Source organism: Streptomyces incarnatus (assembly GCF_001027185.1).
Lineage (GTDB): Bacteria > Actinomycetota > Actinomycetes > Streptomycetales > Streptomycetaceae > Streptomyces > Streptomyces puniciscabiei.
Genome location: NZ_CP011497.1, coordinates 5,612,127 through 5,632,932, shown reverse-complemented (window position 1 = coordinate 5,632,932; position 20,806 = coordinate 5,612,127). Strand labels below are relative to the sequence as shown.

18 protein-coding genes and 1 pseudogene are annotated in these 20,806 nt (G+C 71.8%); 15 read left to right on the top strand and 4 right to left on the bottom strand.

The window, feature by feature from the left end; genetic code table 11:
• Positions 1 to 120: 120 nt before the first annotated feature.
• A complete protein-coding gene (locus ABB07_RS25410; RefSeq protein ID WP_208900872.1) occupies positions 121 to 606 on the top strand; it encodes a ribose-5-phosphate isomerase in 486 nt (161 codons plus the stop codon).
• Positions 607 to 1,009: 403 nt separating this feature from the next.
• A complete protein-coding gene (locus tag ABB07_RS25405; protein WP_208900871.1) occupies positions 1,010 to 1,819 on the top strand; it encodes an Fpg/Nei family DNA glycosylase in 810 nt (269 codons plus the stop codon).
• Positions 1,820 to 1,832: 13 nt separating this feature from the next.
• Here ABB07_RS25405 and ABB07_RS25400 read toward each other — a convergent pair whose 3' ends face one another.
• Positions 1,833 to 2,414: a biotin transporter BioY gene (locus ABB07_RS25400; protein ID WP_208900870.1), complete on the bottom strand. Its 582-nt coding sequence runs from the start codon at positions 2,412 to 2,414 to the stop codon at positions 1,833 to 1,835.
• A 426-nt stretch (positions 2,415 to 2,840) separates the two neighbouring features.
• On the opposite strand from ABB07_RS25400, the gene ABB07_RS25395 reads away from it, so the two are divergent.
• The 7 genes from ABB07_RS25395 (at position 2,841) to ABB07_RS25365 (ending at position 10,641) form a co-directional block, all read left to right on the top strand.
• A complete protein-coding gene (locus ABB07_RS25395) occupies positions 2,841 to 4,040 on the top strand; it encodes an ROK family transcriptional regulator (RefSeq protein WP_208900869.1) in 1,200 nt (399 codons plus the stop codon).
• 242 nt (positions 4,041 to 4,282) lie between these two features.
• Positions 4,283 to 5,323 carry an ABC transporter substrate-binding protein gene (locus ABB07_RS25390; protein ID WP_208900868.1) on the top strand — a complete coding sequence of 347 codons (1,041 nt, stop codon included), beginning with the start codon at positions 4,283 to 4,285 and terminating at the stop codon, positions 5,321 to 5,323.
• Entirely contained in the window at positions 5,320 to 6,171 is an 852-nt protein-coding gene (locus tag ABB07_RS25385; RefSeq protein ID WP_208900867.1) for an ABC transporter permease, read from the top strand. The genes ABB07_RS25390 and ABB07_RS25385 overlap by 4 nt, the downstream gene beginning before the upstream one ends.
• A complete protein-coding gene (locus tag ABB07_RS25380; RefSeq protein ID WP_208900866.1) occupies positions 6,147 to 6,881 on the top strand; it encodes an ABC transporter ATP-binding protein in 735 nt (244 codons plus the stop codon). The genes ABB07_RS25385 and ABB07_RS25380 overlap by 25 nt, the downstream gene beginning before the upstream one ends.
• Entirely contained in the window at positions 6,878 to 8,221 is a 1,344-nt protein-coding gene (locus tag ABB07_RS25375; RefSeq protein ID WP_244189518.1) for an LLM class flavin-dependent oxidoreductase, read from the top strand. The genes ABB07_RS25380 and ABB07_RS25375 overlap by 4 nt, the downstream gene beginning before the upstream one ends.
• Positions 8,222 to 8,233: 12 nt before the next feature.
• Entirely contained in the window at positions 8,234 to 9,130 is an 897-nt protein-coding gene (locus ABB07_RS25370; protein WP_208900865.1) for a TauD/TfdA dioxygenase family protein, read from the top strand.
• A 125-nt stretch (positions 9,131 to 9,255) separates the two neighbouring features.
• Positions 9,256 to 10,641, top strand: a complete 1,386-nt coding sequence (locus ABB07_RS25365; protein ID WP_208900864.1) for an amino acid permease — start codon at positions 9,256 to 9,258, stop codon at positions 10,639 to 10,641.
• Positions 10,642 to 10,703: 62 nt separating this feature from the next.
• On the opposite strand, the gene ABB07_RS25360 is transcribed toward ABB07_RS25365, so the two are convergent.
• Positions 10,704 to 11,948, bottom strand: a complete 1,245-nt coding sequence (locus ABB07_RS25360; RefSeq protein ID WP_208900863.1) for an IS30 family transposase — start codon at positions 11,946 to 11,948, stop codon at positions 10,704 to 10,706.
• 140 nt (positions 11,949 to 12,088) lie between these two features.
• Between ABB07_RS25360 and ABB07_RS25355 the strand changes: the two genes are divergently transcribed.
• Together ABB07_RS25355 and ABB07_RS25350 are read left to right on the top strand one after the other, a co-directional pair.
• Positions 12,089 to 12,736 carry a superoxide dismutase gene (locus ABB07_RS25355; protein ID WP_208900862.1) on the top strand — a complete coding sequence of 216 codons (648 nt, stop codon included), beginning with the start codon at positions 12,089 to 12,091 and terminating at the stop codon, positions 12,734 to 12,736.
• 138 nt (positions 12,737 to 12,874) lie between these two features.
• Positions 12,875 to 13,324 (top strand): DUF3887 domain-containing protein, encoded by a 450-nt coding sequence (locus tag ABB07_RS25350; RefSeq protein ID WP_208900861.1) that lies wholly within the window; start codon positions 12,875 to 12,877, stop codon positions 13,322 to 13,324.
• 52 nt (positions 13,325 to 13,376) lie between these two features.
• On the opposite strand, the gene ABB07_RS25345 is transcribed toward ABB07_RS25350, so the two are convergent.
• The gene (locus tag ABB07_RS25345) at positions 13,377 to 14,027 is read right to left on the bottom strand and encodes a mycothiol-dependent nitroreductase Rv2466c family protein (protein WP_055703524.1); all 651 of its coding nucleotides are present in this window, start codon (positions 14,025 to 14,027) and stop codon (positions 13,377 to 13,379) included.
• Positions 14,028 to 14,167: 140 nt separating this feature from the next.
• Here ABB07_RS25345 and pepN point away from each other — a divergent pair, with 140 nt between their 5' ends.
• The 4 genes and pseudogenes from pepN to ABB07_RS25325 all read left to right on the top strand — a co-directional run.
• Positions 14,168 to 16,747, top strand: a complete 2,580-nt coding sequence (gene pepN / locus ABB07_RS25340; RefSeq protein ID WP_208900860.1) for an aminopeptidase N — start codon at positions 14,168 to 14,170, stop codon at positions 16,745 to 16,747.
• Between the two features lie 272 nt (positions 16,748 to 17,019).
• Complete coding sequence (locus ABB07_RS25335) at positions 17,020 to 18,057, top strand: hypothetical protein (protein ID WP_208900859.1); 1,038 nt, start codon at positions 17,020 to 17,022, stop codon at positions 18,055 to 18,057.
• Positions 18,058 to 18,244: 187 nt separating this feature from the next.
• Positions 18,245 to 19,054, top strand: a complete 810-nt coding sequence (locus ABB07_RS25330) for an SGNH/GDSL hydrolase family protein (protein WP_208900858.1) — start codon at positions 18,245 to 18,247, stop codon at positions 19,052 to 19,054.
• Between the two features lie 36 nt (positions 19,055 to 19,090).
• A pseudogene (locus ABB07_RS25325) lies at positions 19,091 to 19,468 on the top strand (GNAT family N-acetyltransferase); the annotation flags it as partial.
• On the opposite strand, the gene ABB07_RS25320 reads toward ABB07_RS25325, so the two are convergent.
• Entirely contained in the window at positions 19,409 to 20,776 is a 1,368-nt protein-coding gene (locus ABB07_RS25320) for a glycosyltransferase (RefSeq protein WP_244189797.1), read from the bottom strand. The pseudogene ABB07_RS25325 and the gene ABB07_RS25320 overlap by 60 nt on opposite strands.
• Positions 20,777 to 20,806 lie beyond the last annotated feature (30 nt).

Genomic DNA, 20,806 nt, shown 5'->3' with positions numbered 1-20,806 from the left:
TATGGTCCGGCTCACATTTCCCTGGGTCCGGTGGGGTGCCCTTCGAGCCCCGCGGGGCCGCCTGGCGGGGGGCCGGCACCCGAGGCTGCTGCCCGGAATGGGGCGTGTCACACTCATGGCATGCGCGTGTATCTCGGCTCCGACCATGCTGGCTACGAACTCAAGAACCACCTCGTCGAGTGGCTCAAGGCGGCGGGTCACGAGCCCGTCGACTGCGGGCCGCACATCTACGACGCCCAGGACGACTACCCGCCCTTCTGCCTCAGGGCGGCCGAGCGCACGGCGGCGGACGCCGACGCCCTCGGCATCGTGATCGGCGGCTCCGGCAACGGTGAGCAGATCGCCGCGAACAAGGTGAAGGGCGTGCGGGCGGCGCTGGCCTGGAGCGAGGAGACGGCGGCGCTCGGGCGGCAGCACAACGACGCCAACGTGGTGGCCGTGGGTGCGCGGATGCACAGCACGGAGGAGGCGACGAAGTTCGTCGAGGTCTTCCTCAACACGCCGTTCTCCGGTGACGAGCGTCACATCCGGCGGATCGACATGCTGTCGGCGTACGAGACGACGGGCGACCTCCCGCCGATCCCGGCCCACCACCCGCAGGCCTAGGCCTCACCCACCAGCCCACCCGGCTCGACCGGCTGGAGGGACACCCCCGCCGGGGGCTCCGCCCCTGGACCCCCGGGTCCCGCCCAGCCGCACACCGGACTCGGCCGGCTGCAAGGCCGGGCACCTGGGGGCGGAGCCCCCAGACCCCCGTCCTGCCCACCGACCCGCCCGACTCGGTGGGCTGGGAGGTGGGCCTCCGGGGCTTCGCCTCTGGACTCCAGCTGCCCGGTCCGGTCTGCCGGCTCGCTTCTCGGTCCGGCGAGACGGGTGGGTGGGAAAGCGTTCGAGGCCCGCCCACCCGGAACAGTCAGCCGGAGATGCCGGCTCAGCCCGGTCGTTCACCTCTCGGCCGACCGAGACGGGCGGGTGGGTGGGCGAAGACGGAAGGAAAGGACACCCCGCCTTGCCGGAAGGGCACACCATTCATCGGCTGGCCCAGGACTACGCCGAGCGCTTCCTCGGCACCGCCCCGCGCGTCAGCAGCCCGCAGGGCAAGTTCTCCGACGCCGCGACCCTGCTGGACTCGGCCGAGCTCACGGCCACCGACGCCCACGGCAAGCACCTCTTCCTCCGCTTCCGGGACACCGACTGGGTCCACATCCACCTCGGCCTCTTCGGAAACGTCGGCTTCGGCGACGCCCCCGCGCCCCCGCCGACCGACACCGTCCGGCTCCGGCTCGCGAACGAGACGGCGTACGTGGACCTCCGCGGCCCCACCACCTGCGCACTGATCACCGACGCCGAGAAGCGGGCCGTACACGACCGCCTCGGCCCCGACCCGCTCCGCGAGGACGCCGACCCGGACGCGGCGTACCGCAGGATCTCCCGCAGCCGTACGACGATCGCCGCGCTCCTCATGGACCAGAAGACCGTCGCCGGCGTCGGCAACGTCTACCGCGCCGAGGTCCTGTTCCGGCACGGCATCGACCCCTACCGCGCGGGCAGGGACATCGGCCGCGCCGAGTGGGACGCCCTGTGGGCCGACCTCGTCGAGCTGATGCGCGAAGGGGTACGGAGGAACAGGATCGACACGGTCCGGGCCGAGCACACCCCGGAGGCCATGGGCCGGCCGCCCCGCGTGGACGACCACGGCGGCGAGGTGTACGTCTACCGCCGCGCCGCCCTGCCCTGCCACATCTGCGGCGACGGCATCCGCACCGCCGGTCTCGCCGCCCGCAACCTCTTCTGGTGCCCCACCTGCCAGAAGCCCTGAAGATGCGCGCCCGCTAGCGCTTGTCCGCGAGCTTCCAGGCGGTGGGCAGCGCGCCCATCGCCAGCGCGGCCTTGAGGGCGTCGCCGATCAGGAACGGGGTGAGGCCGGCGGCGACGGCCTGGGAGAGCGAGAGGTGGGCGGCGAGGGCCAGGTAGGGCACGCCGACGGCGTAGATGATCGCCTCGCCGAGGATCATCGTGCCCGCCATGCGCAGCGGCGAGCGGTCGGCGCCGCGCCGGGCCAGGGCGCCGACGGCCGCTGAGGCGAGCAGCATGCCGAGGACGTAGCCGAAGGAGACCGAGGCCGCACCGGAGGTGCCGTCCGCGAACCACGGCACGCCCGCGACACCGGCGAGCGCGTACAGGGCGAGGGAGAGGAAGCCGCGGCGGGCGCCGAGCGCGGTGCCGACGAGCAGCGCGGCGAAGGTCTGGCCGGTCACCGGCACCGGGGTGCCGGGCACCGGGATCGCCACCTGGGCCGCGAGGCCGGTGAGCGCGGCGCCGCCGACGACGAGGGCCGCGTCGCGGACGCGGGACGCGGGGAGCAGGTCGGCGAGGACTGCGCCGGGGCGAGCGGTGGCGGTGGCGGTGCTCATGGGGACTCCGCGGGTGACGGGGACATGCTGGGACACGGTGACGCTATCCCAGCCGACTCGCGCCGATCACCGTCAGCGCTCGACAAATGACGGAACGAGGGCTTGGTGGGCTCCACACAAAGAGTGCGGGTTACACCGATCAGGGCGTGACCCTGGTCACTGAGGCAGGGACGCACAGCTCACTGGGTGGGGTGCCGGGGCGACTGTGGGGTCTCACCAAACGAATCCGGGTCGTCTGGCCGGATTCACCTTCCTGCCCTACCCTTCCAGCCATGGTTGCCCAGGCCCGGTACTTCACCTCGCGTCGCTATGTCGACCTGCGACGCCAGGGCACGGCCACCTGTCGCCGCCCGGGGTAGGGGCGAGCGCTCGGCACGCCCCTCCTTCCGAGACGTGTCGGCCCCGTTTCCTCCAGGACGGTTCCCCATGCCCCGTACCGCGGCACCCACCCTTGTCTCGCCCGTTCCGCGTGCCGCCGACAGCGACCGGCGGCGCACCAGCGCCAGTGTCGTGCTGCGGTCCGTGCTGGAGCACGGGCCGGTCGCGCGCAGCACCGTCGCCCGGCTGACCGGTCTTTCGCCCGCGTCGGTCACCGAGCACTGCGCCCGGCTCACCGAACTCGGCCTCGTCCGGGAGGCGGCGGCGCCCCGCCGCTCGAACGGGGTCGGCCGGCCGCATGTCCCCGTCGACCTGGACGACACGGGGTTCCTGGTCGGCGGGGTGCACGTGGCTGTGCCGTACACGACGGTCGCGCTGCTGGATCTGCGCGGCCGGGTGGTGGCCCGGCGCGAGCTGAAGCACGAACGGACCGATCCGGGCTGGGTGCTGGCGCGGGCTGCCGAGGGGCTCGCCGCACTGCTCGCCGGGGTGCCGGGGCGCCGGCCGCTGGGGGTCGGGGTGGCCGTCGGCGGCTGGGTGGACCGGGAGACGGGCACCGTGGTCGAGCACGAGCTGCTGGGCTGGCGCGAGGTGCCGGTGCGGGAGCTGCTCGGCGCCCGCACCGGGCTGCCGGTCCATGTGGACGGGCACGCGCGGGCGTTGGTGCACGGGGAGCGGCTGTTCGGGCGGGCCCGGGGCAGCCGCAGCGTGCTGCATCTGTTCGTGGGCAATGTGGTCGACGCGGCCTTCGCCACCAACGACGAGGTGCACCACGGGCCGCGTTCGGCGGCCGGGGCGATCGCGCATCTCCCGGTGCCGGGCGGCACCGAGCGGTGCCCGTGCGGCCGTACCGGCTGCCTTCAGGTCGAGCTGAGCGAGCGGACGCTGTGCCGGCGGGCCCGCGCCGCGGGCGTGATCGACTCGGCCAATCCGATGCACGTGGTGGCCGCGGCGGCGGCCGGGGACGCGGTGGCCCGGCGGCTGCTGGTCGAGCGGTCCCGGACGACCGGGCGGGCGGCCGGGCTGCTGCTGGACGTGCTCAATCCGGAGACGGTCGTGGTGACCGAGGTGGGGATCCTGCATGTCGAGGACTGCCTCGGCGCGCTCCGGGAAGCGGTCGGGGAGAGCCGTGCGGCGGCCGTGCTGCCGACGAGTTTCCCGGATTCCGTGCTGGCGGTGGCGGGGGGTTCGGTCGTTCTCGACGTGCTGTTCCGGGATCCGCTGAGCCTGTCACCTGAGGCTATTTAATTCAGAAACTCGGAATGTTGACAGGGATCAGCGAAGGACAGGAACATGCTGGTCATGAGCCCGCTTACCAGCTGTCGCACCCTTTGTTGCTGACACATTGCCGCGCGTGAAGCGCGCGTTTCCGGCTCCTTGCTCTCTTTTTCCCCCGGCCGCCGGCCAGGGAATTCCACCTGCCTTTCCCCTGCTTTCCCCTGCTTCCCTCCTTTCCCCTTCTTTCCCCTCCTGTCCTTCGGGGAGTTCTCATGCACCGTCGTGTCTTTCTCGCCTCTCTGCTGGGCGCGTCCGCCGCCGTCGGCCTCGGCGGCTGCGCCAAGGGCGATGCCTCCGCCGACACCAAGGGCGCCGCCACCAGGCCGCTCGCGGACAAGGTCCCGGCCGGCACCAGCCTGAAGATCGCCTCGTACCTGGGCCAGCAGCAGCTGCAGTTCCGGCTGGCGAAGCTGCCCCAGCTGCCGTTCACGGTGTCGAACTGGCTCAACATCGGCGCCGGCCCGGATGTCATCAACGCCTTCCGCGCGGGGTCCCTGGACCTCGCCAACAATGCCGGTATCCCGCCGATCCAGGCGCACTACCAGGGCTTCGACGCCAAGATCGTGGCGATCGACATCACCCGCAAGCCCAACTACGTCTTCGCCACGAAACCCGGCAGCGACCTGCACACCGTCGCCGACTTCAAGGGCAGAAGGCTCGCGTTCTCGCAGGGCCAGGCGCAGGGCGTCGTCCTGCTGCGGGCGCTGAAGCAGGCGGGCCTGACGTACGACGAGGTGAAGCTGGTCCCGCTGACCAGCAACCAGTTCTTCACCGCCCTGCAGTCCGGGCAGGTCGACGTGGCCCCGCTCGCCAACAGCCAGGCGCCCGCCTATCTGAAGCAGTACGAGGCGAAGGGCGCCCGCACCATTCCCACCGACGTCGTCGACCTGCTCAACCTGCTGTGGGCCCCGCAGTCCGTGCTGAACGACCCGGCGAAGGCCGCCGCGATCGCCGCCTACATCCCGCAGTGGGCCAAGGGCCAGGTGTGGCAGTACGAGCACCCGGACGTCTGGAACGAGGAGTTCTACGTCAAGACCCAGAACCTGACCCCGGAGCAGGCGCGCGGCATCAGCCGGCTCGCCAACAAGCCGCTGTTCCCGCCCAGTTGGGCCGAGGCGATCAAGTGGGAGCAGGAGACGGCCGATCTGCTCGCCGAGGGCGGGTTCGTGAAGAAGTTCGACGTCGGCTCGCTCTTCGACCACCGCTTCGAGTCGATCGCCGCCAGGGCCGTACCCGAGGAGTACCGGAAATGACCGCGCTGACCACGACGACGACCGCCGTCGCGGCGGCGGCAGAGGCCGGGGAGGTTCCCGAGGTCCGCAGGCGGCGCCGCCTCTCCCCCGGCCGCCGGCTGCCCGCCGCCCGGCTGATCGGCCCCCTCGTCCTCCTCGCCCTGTGGGCCGCGGCCTCCGCCGCCGGAGCCCTCGACACGGGTGCCGTCCCGGCGCCCTGGACGGTCGTCAGGACCGCCGGTCATCTGTGGACCGACGGCACCCTGGCCACCGACATCGGGACCTCGGTGCAGCGGGCCGGGTACGGCTTCGCGATCGGTCTGGCCGCGGGCGTGCTGCTCGCCCTCGCCGCCGGGCTCAGCCGCGTCGGCGAGGCGCTGATCGACGGGACCGTGCAGTTCAACCGGGCGATCCCGACGCTCGGCCTGATCCCGCTGTTCATCCTCTGGCTGGGCATCGGGGAGACCTTCAAGGTCGCCATCATCGCGATCGTCGTCTACATCCCGATCTATCTGAACACGCATGCCGCGCTGTCCGGCATCGACGGCCGGTACGTCGAACTCGCCGAGGTCCAGGGCCTGTCGAGGCTCACCTTCGTCCGCCAGGTGGTGATACCCGGCGCGCTGCCCGGATTCTTCGTGGGACTCCGGCTCGGTGTGACGGGCTCCTGGCTGGCCCTGGTGGTCCTGGAGCAGATCAACGCCACCAGCGGCCTCGGCTACATGATGTTCCAGGCGCAGAACTACGGCCAGAGCGACGTCATCCTGGTCGGCCTGCTGATCTACGGCGTCTTCGGCCTGGTCTCCGACAGCGCGGTCCGTCTCGTCGAACGGAGGGTGCTGTCGTGGCGCCGCACACTGAGCAACTGACCCGCCCCGCCGTCCGGCTGCAGGGTCTGACCCGGTCCTTCGACGGCCGTACGGTCCTCGACGGCATCGATCTCGACCTGCCCCCGGGCCAGTTCGCGGCCCTGCTCGGGCACAGCGGCTCGGGCAAGAGCACCCTGCTGCGGGCGATCGCCGGGCTGGACCACGGGGTCGCGGGCGGCGGCCTGCTCACCGCCCCCGAGCGGGTCTCGGTCGTCTTCCAGGACTCCCGGCTGCTGCCCTGGCGCCGGGTGCTGGACAACGTCCTGCTCGGCACCGGCGGCAAGGACGCCGAGGAGCGCGGCCGGGCCGCCCTCGCCGAGGTCGGGCTGAAGGGCCGCGAGCGGGCCTGGCCGGGCGAGCTGTCCGGCGGCGAGGCCCAGCGGGCCGCGCTCGCCCGCTCCCTGGTCCGCGAGCCGGAGCTGCTGCTGGCGGACGAGCCGTTCGGCGCGCTGGACGCGCTCACCCGGATCCGGATGCACGGGCTGCTGCGCGACCTGTGGCAGCGCCACCGGCCGTCCGTCCTGCTGGTCACCCACGACGTGGACGAGGCGATCGTGCTCGCCGACCGGATCCTCGTCCTCGACCAGAGGCGCATCGGCCTCGACCTGACCATCGACCACCCCCACCCGCGCTCCTACCGCGAGCCGGTCCTGGGTGAGTACCGCGAACGACTGCTGACCGCACTGGGCGTCACGGAGGACCACCGGTGACACAGAGAAGTCTCCACCTCAACGCGTTCCTGATGAACACCGGGCACCACGAGGCCTCCTGGCGGCTGCCGGAGAGCGACCCGTACGCGCACGTCGACCTGGCGCACTACGTGCGGCTCGCACGGATCGCCGAGCGCGGGACCTTCGACTCGCTGTTCCTCGCCGACGGCCCCCAGCTGTGGGGCAATCTCGCCCAGCGCCCGGCCGGGGCCCTGGAACCGCTCACCCTGCTGACCGCGCTGGCGACGGCCACCGAGCACATCGGCCTGATCGCCACCGCGTCCACGTCGTACAACTCGCCCTACAACCTGGCCCGCAGATTCGCCTCGCTGGACATCGTCAGCGGCGGCCGGGCCGGGTGGAACATCGTCACCACGGCGGGGGCCGAGGCCGCCCGGAACTTCGGGCTGGACGCCGAGCCCGCGCACGCCGAGCGGTACGCCCGAGCGGCCGAGTTCGTCGATGTGGCGCTGAAGCTGTGGGACAGCTGGGAGGACGACGCGATCGTCGCCGACAAGGCGGCCGGCGTCTGGGGCGACGACAGCAAGGTCCATCCGCCCCGGCACCGGGGGACGTACTTCAGCGTGGCGGGCGCCCTCAACGTGCCCCGCTCACCCCAGGGTTACCCGCTCCTGGTGCAGGCGGGGTCGAGCGAGGACGGCAAGGCCTTCGCCGCCCGCTACGCGGAGGCGGTCTTCACCGCCCAGCAGACCCTCGCCGACGCCCAGGCGTTCTACGCCGACCTCAAGTCCCGTACGGCACGGGCGGGCAGGGATCCCGAGCACATCAAGGTGCTGCCCGGGATCGTGCCCGTCCTCGGCGCGACGGAGGCGGAGGCACGGGCGGCGGAGCAGCTGCTGGAGGAGCACATCGTGTACGACCACGGGGTGGACCGACTGGAACGGCTGCTGCAACTCCCTTCCGGAACACTGGAGTTGGACGCCCCGCTCCCGGCCGGCCTGCCGCCCGAGTCCGCGGTCGAAGGGGCCAAGAGCCGCTACACGCTCGTGGTCGAGCTGGCCCGGCGCGAGCGGCTCACCGTCCGGCAGCTGATCGGCCGGCTCGGCGGCGGGCGCGGCCACCTCACCTTCGCCGGGACGCCCGAGCAGGTCGCCGACCAGATCGAGACCTGGTTCACCCAGGGAGCCGCCGACGGCTTCAACATCATGCCCGCCGTACTGCCCTCCGGCCTGGACGCCTTCGTCGAGCACGTCGTACCGCTGCTGCGCGCCCGCGGGCTGTTCCGCGACGCCTACGGCCCCCGCCAGACCCTCCGGGAGCGCTACGGCCTCCCCCGACCCGCCAACCAGTACCTGAGCCCGGCCCCCGCCCTCGTCTGAAAGGACCCGCCCATGTCCCTCGAGATCACCAAGGTCACCGCCCGCATCGGTGCCCGCGTCTCCGGCGTCGACATCACCAGGCCGCTCGCGCCGGAGGAGGTCACCGCGATCCGCGAGGCCCTCAACGTCCACAAGGCGCTCGTCTTCGACGCGCGCGGCCTGGACGACGCCGGACAGCAGGCCTTCGCCCGCCACTTCGGCGACCTGACCACCGCGCACCCGACGGTCGGCGCGGTCGACGGCGCGCCGAACGTGCTGCCCGTGGACAGCGAGCGGGGCCGCGCCAACCACTGGCACACCGATGTGACCTTCGTGCTCAACCCGCCGCAGGCCAGCACCCTGCGCTCGATCACCGTCCCGCCGTACGGCGGCGAGACCCTGATCGCCAACGCGGCCGCCGCCTACCGGGACCTGCCCGAGCCGCTGCGCCGGCTGGCCGACACCCTGTGGGCCGAGCACACCAACGACTACGACTACGCCGTACCGGACGAGGAGATCGACGAGGAGCAGGCCGCCCAGCGCGCCCAGTTCACCTCCATCAAGTACCGCACCGCCCACCCGGTGGTCCGCGTGCATCCGCTGACCGGCGAGCGCGGGCTGTTCATCGGCGGGTTCGCCCAGCGGATCGTGGGCCTGTCCGCCGGCGAGTCCCGCAAGGTCCTGGACCTGTTCCAGGCGTACGTCACCCGCCCGGAGAACATCCTGCGCCACCGCTGGGCGGAGAACGAGCTGGTGCTCTTCGACAACCGGATCACCCAGCACTACGCCATCGACAACTACGACGGACAGCCGCGCCGGCTGCACCGGGTGACCGTCGCCGGTGACGTGCCGGCCGGCATCGAGGGCAAGGAGAGCTACTCGATCGAGGGCGACGCCTCGCACTACACACCGGTGCTCGCGGCGGTGTAACCGGACCCTCACCCTCCGCACAGAGGGTGTCCGGATACTGGGCGGTCCCTCCGCGTGAGCGGACGGGCCGCCCAGACTGGCGGGGTTTTTGCCCGCCCATTGCCTTGCCCGGGAGAGCCGCACCGATGCCCACCAGCACCACCACGGAGACGCCACCGCAGGAACAGCAGGCCGCCTCCCTCTCCCACGGCCTCAAGCAGCGCCATCTGTCGATGATCGCCCTGGGCGGCGTCATCGGCGCGGGCCTGTTCGTCGGCTCCGGCGCCGGCATCGCCGCCGCGGGTCCGTCCATCGTCGTCGCGTACACGCTCTCCGGCCTGCTGGTGATGCTGGTGATGCGGATGCTGGGCGAGATGTCGGCCGCCTACCCGTCGTCGGGCTCGTTCTCCGCGCACGCCGAGCGGGCGATCGGCCCGTGGGCGGGCTTCGCCGCCGGCTGGTCCTTCTGGGTGCTGCTGTGCACGGCCGTCGGCCTGGAGGGCATCGGCGCCGCGAAGATCGTCCAGGGCTGGGTGCCGGGCACCCCGCAGTGGATGTGGGTGGCCCTGTTCATGGTGACGTTCTGCGGCGCGAACCTGGCCGCGGTGAAGAACTTCGGCGAGTTCGAGTTCTGGTTCGCCGCGCTGAAGGTGGGCGCGATCAGCCTGTTCCTGATCCTGGGCGCCCTGGCCGTCGCGGGCGTCCTGCCCGGCACGGACTCCCCCGGCACCTCGCACCTCACCCACTTCTTCCCGCACGGCAGCGAGGGCCTGATCATCGGCCTGCTCGCGTCCGTGTTCTCCTACGGCGGCATGGAGACGGTCACCATCGCCGCGGCCGAGTCGGAGAACCCGGTCAAGGGCGTGGCCTCCGCCGTCCGTACGGCGATGTGGCGGATCGCCCTGTTCTACATCGGCTCCATGGCGGTCGTCGTCACCCTGGTCCCGTGGGACTCCAAGGCGGTCGTCGAGAGGGGCCCGTACGTCGCCACGCTCGACCACCTCGGCATCTCCAGCGCCGGAGAGGTGATGAAGGTGGTCATCCTGGTCGCCCTGCTGTCCGCGATGAACGCCAACATCTACGGCTCCTCGCGCATCGCCTACTCGCTGGTCGAGCGCGGCCAGGGCCCGAGGGCGCTGACCAGGCTGTCCGGCGGGGTCCCCCGCACCGCCGTACTCACCTCCTGCTTCTTCGGTTTCGTCTGCGTGCTGCTCAGCTACTGGAGCCCGGACCGGGTCTTCCCCTGGCTGCTGAACATGATCGGCGCGGTCATCCTGGTCGTCTGGATCTTCATCGCGGTCTCCCAGCTGCTGCTGCGGCGCCGTATCGAGCGCGAGACCCCCGAGAAGCTGGTCGTGCGCATGTGGGCGTTCCCGTGGCTGACCTGGGTCGCACTGGCCGGCATGGCGGCGATCTTCGTCCTGATGGCCCGCGAGCCGGACACCCGCGTCCAGCTCTGGTCCACCGGCGGCATGACCCTGTTCCTGGCGGTCGTGGGCTACCTCTGGCAGCGGGCCCGAGCCGGCCGCTGACACCCCTGCTCGGAAAGGCCCCCGGCACCGGCGTATTCGAGGGGTCGTTGCAACACTGCTGGTCAGCTGGCTAGGTCCAGTAGCTTAGCGAGGCGCTCGGCTGGGGTTTCCCAGCCGAGCGTTTTGCGTGGGCGGCTGTTGAGTTCGGCGGCCACGGCCTCCAGGTGCTCGGGTGTGTGGCTGCTGAGGTCGGTTCCTTTGGGGAAGTACTGCCGTAGCAGGCCGTTCGTGTTCTCGTTCGATCCGCGCTGCCAGGGGCTGGCCGGGTTGCAGAAGTAGACCGGGATGTCGGTGGCGACGGTGAACGCGCGGTGGGCGGCCATCTCCGAGCCCTGGTCCCAGGTCAGGGATCGCCACAGGTGCGGTGGGAGGGTCTGGACGGTGGTAGCGAGCGCGTTGCGGGTCGCGAGGGCGCTGTGTCCGCGCGGCAGGTGCACGAGCATCACGTAGCGGGTGGAGCGTTCGACGAGGGTGCCGATGGCTGAGCGGCCGTCCTTGCCGATGATGAGGTCGCCCTCCCAGTGGCCGGGAATGGCCCGGTCCTCCGCTTCGGCCGGCCGGTCGCTGATCATGACCATGTTCTTGATAGGCCGGGAGATCCGCTTGGCGGCGTGGCGGTGCGGGCGGCGCATGGCGCGTCCGGTGCGCAGCGAGCGGGTCAGCTCCCGGCGCAGTTCACCACGGCCTTGGACGTAGAGGGCCTGGTAGATCGTTTCGTGGGTCAGGTGCATCTCCGGCCGGTCCAGGAAGCGTGCCCGCAGAGCCTGGCAGATCTGCTCGGGGCTCCACCGCATCGTGAGGTGGTCCTGGATGAAGTCCCGCAGCTCGGGGTTCTGGCCGATCTTGCCCACCTTGGGCCGGGAGCGGCGCCGTTCGGCACGGCGGTGGGCATGGAAGGGCTGGTAGGTCCATCCTCCCCTGGGCATGGCCCGGCGGTTGCGGCGGATCTCGCGGCTGATGGTGGAGGGGCTGCGGCCCAGCTCGGCGGCGATCTGCCGGACGGATGCCTTCTCACGCAGCCGGTCGGCGATGTGGATGCGCTCTGCCTCGTCCAGATGGCGCGAGGGCGCCGGAGGCGTCGTCTCAACGGGCAGCGGCACCACCGAGTTGATCGGTGGTGCCGCCTTGTTCCTGCCCGAGGCGGAGCGTCCGTTCCGCCATCGCTTGCCCGTACGGAGATTGATCCCGACGATACGGGCCGCTTCCCGGGTGCTGTAGCCCTGCTCCATGAGCTGGAAGTATGCGGCCCGCTCCCGGGTCAGTTTCCCGGCCCCAGGCCTCCTGTCCTTGCGGACCTCGAAGTCCATCGCACCCCTTGAACCGGGGGTGTTGCAACGACCACTAGAACTCAAGGACCACACGTGGGGGCCTTTGTGTTGTCCGGGCGCAGTTGTTGTTAGCTTGTAGTTGCAATAGACTTGCAATAAGGTCTCGGAGGGGATCACCCATGCCCGTCTACTCGCTGCCCGACCTGCCCTACGACTACTCCGCGCTCGCCCCCGTGATCAGCCCGGAGATCATCGAACTGCACCACGACAAGCACCACGCGGCCTATGTGAAGGGCGCCAACGACACCCTGGAGCAGCTCGCCGAGGCGCGGGAGAAGGAGTCCTGGGGAGCCGTCAACGGGCTGGAGAAGAACCTGGCCTTCCACCTCTCCGGGCACATCCTGCACAGCATCTACTGGCAGAACATGACCGGCCCGAAGGACGGCGGCGGCGAGCCGCTCGCGGCCGACGGCGTGGGCGAGCTGGCGGACGCGATCAGGGAGTCCTTCGGCTCCTTCGCCGCCTTCAAGACCCAGCTCTCCAAGGCCGCTGCCACCACGCAGGGCTCCGGCTGGGGCGTGCTGGCGTACGAGCCGCTGAGCGGCCGGCTCATCGTCGAGCAGGTCTACGACCACCAGGGCAACGTCGGCCAGGGGTCCACCCCGGTCCTGGTCTTCGACGCCTGGGAGCACGCCTTCTACCTGCAGTACCGGAACCAGAAGGCGGACTTCGTCGAGGCCATGTGGCAGGTCGTCAACTGGCAGGACGTCGCCCGCCGTTACGAGGCCGCCAAGTCCCGGGCGAACGCGCTCCTGCTGGCTCCCTGAGAGTCCCCCGCTCGTCCTGCCTCGTGATCGTCTTCTCACCCTTCACGGCGGCAGGCGGAAGAAAGGAGAACCCCGTGAGGACGTGACTCACGGGGTTCTCCGCATGCGCCGGGTGGGTGGGTGGCGCACGATGAGCGTATGTCCGACCACGACATCGCCCGCGGTGGCAGGCGGCGACTCGTCCGGGCGGCGGCCCCGGTCGCACTGGCCGCGACCGCGCTGCTGCCGGTCACCGGTTCCGCGCTGGCCGCGTCCGGGGACGACACGGTCGCCGTGCACACGCTCGACGACATCGTCAAGGGCCACTACAAGGCCGCCACCGCCCACTTCGACACGGACATGCGCAAGCACCTGCCGCCGGACGGGCTGCAGAAGGTGTGGAAGAGCTACCAGGCCCAGTTCGGACACTACGTGTCGCACGGGAAGCCCAAGGACACCAAGTCCGGCCGCTACACCGTGGTCAGCGTGCCCCTGCGCATGCAGCACAGCGCCGGCGAGTTCCGCCTGAGCTTCGACAAGAAGGGGTCCGTCGCCGGGCTGTTCTTCCTCAAGCCGGGCGTGCCGGTCCCGAAGCCGTCGCGCACATGACCAGGGAACGGGCCCGGCGCGCCGAACGGCACCGGGCCCGTACGCCGGCGGCCTACAGGTTGCTGAAGTCCGGCCCCTTGGTCCGGGTCCGCTTGATCTCGTAGAAGCCCGGCACCGAGGCCACGGCGAGGGTGCCGTCCCACAGGCGGGCCGCCTCCTCGCCCTTGGGGGCCGGGGTGACGACCGGGCCGAAGAAGGCGATCTGCTCGCCGTCGGGGCCGGGCACCGCGATGACCGGAGTGCCGACGTCCTGGCCGACCTTCTCGATGCCCTCCTTGTGGGAGGCGCGCAGCTCGGCGTCGTACTCGAAGTCCTGCTGCTCGGCGTAGTCGATGAGGTCGGCGGGCAGTCCGACGTCCGCGAGCGCCCCGGCGACGGCCTCCAGGGTGGGGCCCTCGCCGTTGTTGTGGATGCGGGTGCCGAGCGCGGTGTACAGCGGGCCGAGGACGTCGGCGCCGTGCTTCTGCCAGGCCGCGGTGACCACGCGCACCGGCTGCCAGGCCTTGGTGGCGAGCATCTCCCGGTACTCCTCGGGCAGCTCGTCCAGCCTGTTCTCGTTGAGGACGGCGAGGCTCATGATGTGCCAGCGGACCTCGATGTCGCGGACCTTCTCCACTTCCAGCACCCAGCGGGACGTCATCCAGGCCCACGGGCACAGCGGGTCGAACCAGAAGTCGACGGGGGTCTTGCCGGACTCGGACATGGCTCTCCTCAGCGAAGGACTCTTTTCACGCCTCAACCACGTCCTCGCGACCGGCATTCCCTGCTGCCCCCCGTCAGGGGCACATGGCAGGATCGGTCCTGTTCCGCCCTCATCCACGCGATCACAAGGGAGTGCCGTCCGTGCCCGGTGAGAATCTGTCCCGCGACGAGGCCCGGGAGCGGGCCGCCCTGCTGTCCGTCGACGGGTACGACGTGTCCCTGGACCTCAGGTCGGCGGTGGGCGGCGGGGACGGCGAGCCACGCACGTTCCGCTCGGTGACCACGATCCGGTTCCGGTGCAGCGAGCCGGGCGCGGCGAGCTTCGCCGACCTGATCGCGCCGAGCGTGACCTCGGTCTCGCTCAACGGCCGGGACCTGGACCCGGGCGAGGTCTTCGACGGCTCGCGGATCGCCCTGGAGGACCTGGCCGCGGAGAACGAGCTGGTGGTGGACGCCCAGTGCGCCTACTCCCGCACCGGGGAGGGCATGCACCGCTTCGTCGACCCCGAGGACGGCGAGGTCTACCTCTACACCCAGTACGAGCCGGCCGACGCGCGCCGGGTGTTCGCGAACTTCGAGCAGCCGGACCTGAAGGCGCCGTACCGCTTCGAGGTGCGGGCGCCCGAGGGCTGGACGGTGTGGAGCAACGGCGCCGGTGAACTCGCGGACGGCGTATGGCGGTTCGCGGAGACCAAGCCGATCTCGACGTACATCACGTGCGTGGTGGCGGGGCCGTACCACTATGTGACGGATTCCTACGAGCGGGTGCTGGAGGACGGCACCAAGCTGGAGATCCCGCTCGGCGCGATGTGCCGCAAGGGGCTCGCCCCGCACTTCGACGCCGACGACGTCTTCCTGGTCACCAAGCAGGGCCTGGACTTCTTCCACGACCACTTCGACTACCCGTACCCGTTCGGGAAGTACGACCAGGCCTTCGTGCCCGAGTACAACCTGGGCGCGATGGAGAACCCGGGTCTGGTGACCTTCCGCGAGGAGTACATCTTCCGCGGCAAGGTGACGCAGGCGTCGTACGAGGGCCGGGCCAACGTCGTCCTGCACGAGATGGCGCACATGTGGTTCGGCGACCTGGTCACCATGGAGTGGTGGGACGACCTGTGGCTGAAGGAGTCCTTCGCCGACTTCATGGGCACCTTCGCGAACGTCGGCGCGACCCGCTTCAAGGACGCCTGGATCACCTTCGCCAACCGCCGCAAGGCCTGGGCGTACCGCGCGGACCAGCTGCCGTCGACGCATCCGGTCACGGCGGACATCCGTGACCTGGAGGACGCCAAGCTGAACTTCGACGGCATCACCTACGCCAAGGGCGCCTCGGTGCTCAAGCAGCTGGTGGCGTACGTCGGCCAGGACGCCTTCCTGGAGGGGGCGCGGCGCTACTTCAAGCGTCACGCGTACGGCAACACGCGCCTGGGCGACCTGCTGTCGGTGCTGGGCGAGACCAGCGGCCGGGACATGTCGGCGTGGGCGCGCTCCTGGCTGCAGACGGCCGGGGTCAACTCGCTGACCCCGCAGGTGCTGCTGGACACCGAGGGCCGGGTGGCCGAGCTGGCGGTGGTGCAGGAGGCGCCGGAGTCGCACCCCGAGGAGCGCCCGCACCGGATCGCGGTGGGCCTGTACCGGCGGACGGCCGAGGGCGCGCTGGAGCGGTACGCGCGCGTGGAGACGGACGTGCACGAGCCGCGCACGGTCGTCGCGGACCTGGCGGGCGCCGAGGCCCCGGATCTGGTCCTGGTCAACGACGACGACCTGACGTACTGCAAGATCCGCTTCGACGACACCTCGCTGGCCACCCTCAAGGAGCACCTGGGCGAGCTCACCGACCCGCTGGCCCGGGCGCTGTGCTGGTCGGCGCTGTGGAACATGACCCGGGACGCGCTGCTGCCGGCGCGGGACTTCGTCGGCCTGGTGCTGCGGTTCGCGGGGCGCGAGTCCGACATCGGTGTGCTGCAGATGCTGCACGCGTGGGCGAACTCGGCGCTGGTGCACTACGCGGCGCCCGGGTGGCGGGAGGCCGGCGGTGAGCTGCTGGCGCAGGGCGCGCTGCGGGAGCTGGAGGCGGCCGAGCCGGGCAGTGAGCAGCAGCTGGCGTGGGCGCGTTTCTTCGCGACGGTGGCGTCCGGCGAGACGGACCTCGCCCTGCTCAAGCGCCTGCTGGACGGCACGGAGACCGTCGACGGCCTGGAGGTGGACCAGGAGCTGCGCTGGGCGTTCCTGGAGCCGCTGGCCGCGCACGGCGTGGCCGACGAGTCCGTCCTCGCGGCCGAGCTGGCCCGCGACGACACGGCGTCCGGCAAGCGCCACCAGGTCCGCTGCCTGGCGGCCCGCCCCTCGGCGGCGGTCAAGGCGCAGGCGTGGGCGCAGGTGGTGGAGTCGGACGCGCTGTCCAACGCCCTGGTGGAGGCGACGATCGCGGGCTTCGGCCAGTCCTCCCAGCGGGAGCTGACGGCGCCGTACGCGGAGAAGTACTTCGCGGCGATTCTGCGGGTGTGGCGGGAGCGGTCGATCCAGATCGGCATGGACGTCGTACGGGGGCTGTTCCCGGCGCTGCAGGACCGGCCGGAGACGCTCCGGGCGACGGACGCGTGGCTCGAGGAGCACCGGGACGCGGCGCCGGCGCTGCGCCGGCTGGTGCTGGAGGCGCGGGACGACCTGGCGCGGGCGCTGCGCGCACAGGAGTGCGACGCGACGGCCGACGGCGACTGACACCGGCCGGCACCCGCTGACACCAGCCGGCCCGGCACCCGCCGGTGCCGGCCGGCATCGGACGAGCTTTGGCCTGAGCTTGGGCCGCGGGTGACCGTTACGGAATTCGGTCAATCGGAACCGTAACCCCTGGTCCGCACCCGATCGGACCAGGGGTTTCCCGTCCCTACTCGGCACCCGAACACCTGACCTTTAGTCCCCCCTTGTCCGCATTCCTCGACGGGCGTGTAACAGCGGTTAAAGGTGGGACCGGGCGCGGGAATCCCGACGCCATGACGCACAACACCCCGCTCTCCCCCCGCCCCCTCCGCCACCTCTCCGAGGTCCACCGCCGCGTCCAGACCACGGCCCAGCTCCGCTCCCACGGAGTGACGACGGCCGAGCTGACCGAGCAGTGCCGTTCCGGCGGCCCCTGGCAGCTGCTGCTGCCGAACGTGGTCCTCCTCCATCCGGGCCCGCCGACGAGCGAGGAGCGTCTGCACGGGGCGCTGCTGTACGCGGCCCGCGAGTCCGCGCCGGGCGTCCCGGCGCAGCCGACGGCGGAGGAACCGCACCGCCCGGTCTACGCGGAGGCGATGATCACGGGCCTGGCGGCCCTCACCCTCCACGGCTTCTCCGCCACCCCGCCCCTGCTCTCCCTGGACCGCATCGACGTCCTGGTCCCGCGCCTGCGCCGGCTGCGCTCCGCGGGCTACGTCCACGTCCTGCGCACCCCCGCCCTCCCGGCCCCCCGGATGGTGACGGGCCTGCCGGTGGCGCCGGTGCCGCGGGCGCTGGCGGACGCGGTCGCGGAGCTCACGGACGCGGCGGCGGTACTTCGGCTGCTCACCGAGGCGGTGCGCGGCGGCCACTGCGAACCGGCCGCAGTCGTACGGGAGTTGACCCAGGCCAAGCTGCTGAACCGGCCGCACGTGGTGGACGCGGTGGACGCGCTGGTGGCGGAGGGCCGTGCGATCGCCGAGAACCGCCTGTACCGGATGGTCACCGAGTACGGCCTGCCCGACCCCGTCTGGAACGTCGACCTGCGGCTGCCCGGCGGCCCGCACCTCGGCGGCCTGGACGCGTACTGGCCGGACCAGGCGGTGGCGGTGGAGCTGGACACCCGGGCCCCGCGCCATGACGAGGACGCCATGTGGTCGGAGTACGCCCGCAAGCGCGAGCACCTGGAACGCCTCGGGATCACGGTCGTGTACCTCACGCCGCGGAAGCTCAGGGACGCGATGGAACAGCAGGCGGCGGTGGTCCGCACGGCCCTGATGGCCTCGGCCGACCGTGACCCGGCCGCGTATGTCGTGGTGCTTCCCCGGTAGTGACGGACCGGGAGGCACCGGGAGGGCCGCAGCGAGCCCTCAGGAGGGGAGAGGAGGGGCCACCGGGCGAATCCGGCGGCCCCTCCTCGTGGTGTGCGACCGCGACAGCCCTCGGGTGACGCTGCGTTCTCACCCGAACGGAGGAGCCTCGCGGGCGGCGCCGTCCGGCCCGCGAAAGATGAGAGGTATGCGACATACCCGGACAGCCGTGTGCTCGTCGGCCCTGCTGCTCGCCGCCGCCTGCCTCGTCGCCGCCCCCGGGACGGCACAGCCGGCGCCGCTGGGAGCGGGCCCGGGTTACGTGGCCCTCGGTGACTCCTACTCCGCGGGGCTCGGTGCGGGCGCCTACCTCCCCACCGGCACGAACTGCAAGCGCAGCAGCCGGGCGTACCCGGTGCTGTGGGCCTCCGCGCACAAGGTGACGGCCTTCGCCTTCGCCGCGTGCAACCACGCCCGGACGGCCGACGTCCTGTCCGGCCAGCTCGGCGCGCTCGGCGCCGGCACCAGGCTGGTCACCCTGACCGTCGGCGGTATGGACGCGGGCTTCGCCGGTGTCATGACGACCTGTGCGCTGGGCGGCACCAGCCGCTGCCTGTCGGCCATCACCCGGGCCCGCGCCACGGTGGACAGCTCCCTCGGGGACAGCCTGGACCGGCTCTACTCGGCCATCAGGGACCGGGCTCCCGCCGCCCACGTCGTGGTGCTCGGCTATCCGCACCTGTACCACCTCAGAGGCACCTGCGAGATCGGCCTGCAGGACACCGCGCGCGCCGCCCTCAACGACGGTGTGGACCACCTCGACGCGGTGATCGCCCGCCGCGCCGCCGCCCACGGCTTCACCTTCGCCGACGTCCGGGACGCCTTCGCCGGGCACGAGATCTGCTCCGCCAGCCCCTGGCTGCACAGCGTCGACGTCCCGGCGGTCACCGAGTCCTACCACCCGACGGCACCGGGCCAGTCGCTCGGCTACCTCCCGGTGCTGGAGCGGGTCTCCTGACGAGGTCCTGACAGGTCGGGCCCTACGCTCCGGTCCATGTCTGCCGAATCCGTGACCCTGCGCCCTGTGGGTGAGGACGACCTCCCGCTGCTGGAACACTTCCTCACCGACCCGGAAGCGGCGGGGCCCTTCCAGTGGTACGGGTACGCCGACTCCGGCCGCTTCCGCCGCCGCTGGGCGGAGAACCGGCTGCTCGGTGAGGACGGCGGCCACCTGATGGTGACCGCCGACGGCGAGCGGGCCGGGTTCGTGGCCTGGCGGAAGGTCGTCGTCTCGGCCTCCACCCACTGCTGGAACATCGGCGCCCAGCTGCTGCCCGGGGCCCGCGGCCGGGGCATCGGCAGCCGGGCCCAGCTACGGCTCGTCCGCTATCTCTTCGCCCACACCGCCGTGATGCGGATCGAGGCCGACACCGAGGCCGAGAACCTCGCCGAGCAACGGGCCCTGGAGAAGGCGGGGTTCACCCGCGAGGGCGTACTGCGGGGCATCGTCTTCCGGGACGGCCGGTGGCGCGACGGCGTCGCCTACAGCGTGCTGCGCGACGACCCGCTGCCCACCGACGTGTGAGGCGTACACCTCGTCGAGCAGGGTGGCGTAGGCCGCGATCATGCGGGTGCGGCTGAAGCGCTCGCGGGCGGCGTCCAGGGCCGGGGCGAGCCCGGTACGGCGGGCGGCCGCGGCGGACCAGGCGTCCGCGATCGCGGCCGGGTCCGGCGGGGTGACGTGGCCGAGGCCCTCGACGATCGACGCGCTGTCGCCGACGTCGGTCGTCACCGGGACCGCGCCGCACATCATGCCCTCGATCAGGCACAGCGGCGCCGCCTCGCCGGAGACGGAGGTCAGGGCGACGACGTCGGCGGCGGCGTACACGGTCTCCATGTCGCCGCGCACGCCGAGCAGGCGTACGCGGTCCGCCAGGTGCCGGTCCCCGCCGAACGCGGTCTCGATGTCGGCCCGCAGCGCCGGGTTCTCGTCGGTCATGCCCGCGCCGCACATCAGGACGTGGGCCTCGGGCTCGCGGGACAGCCACGCCCGGGCCGCCCGGAGGAAGAGCGGGACGTTCTTCATCGGGGCGTAGCGGGCCGCGAAGACGACCGCCGGGGCCGCGGCCGGGACGCCCAGGGAGGCGCGGAGCGCCAGCCGTGCGGCCGCGTCGGGGCGGAAGCGCAGGAGGTCCACCCCGTTGGGGATGACATGCAGCACCTCGGCGGGGACGCCCTCCGCCTCGTACGCCGCCCTGGTCGACTCCGCGCAGCACACGCACGCCACCACCTTGCCGTCGGCGATGGCGGCCTTCAGCTCGTCGAGCGCGGGGCCCTGGTTCTCCGGGTCGGAGCGGTGCAGGCCGACCACGATCGGGCGGCGGGGCAGGCCGGCCTGGTTGAGCAGGGCCAGCGGCTGCTCCTTCAGGGAGAGGATCACCTCCGCCCCCGCCATCGACCGTGCCGTTTCGGCCAGCTCCGGCCCGCTGAATACGTTCGCCGCGAGCGCGCCGTCCACCAGGCCGGCGCTGCGGCCGAGCGAGGTGACGCCGACCCCGCCGGCGGTCAGCGCCCGGTAGCAGGGGTCGTCCTCCATGCGCTGCCGGGTGGCCTCGCGGTGGACCTCGCCGTGGATGCTGAGTACCTGGTGGGACTGGCCGCCCTCGGCCAGTCCCCGTACGACGTCACTGTGCACGATCCGGGCTCCTCCGGAGAAGAAACCCTCGTAGACCGACAGCACACGCAGTCCGTGCCTCGCGCGCACGCGACC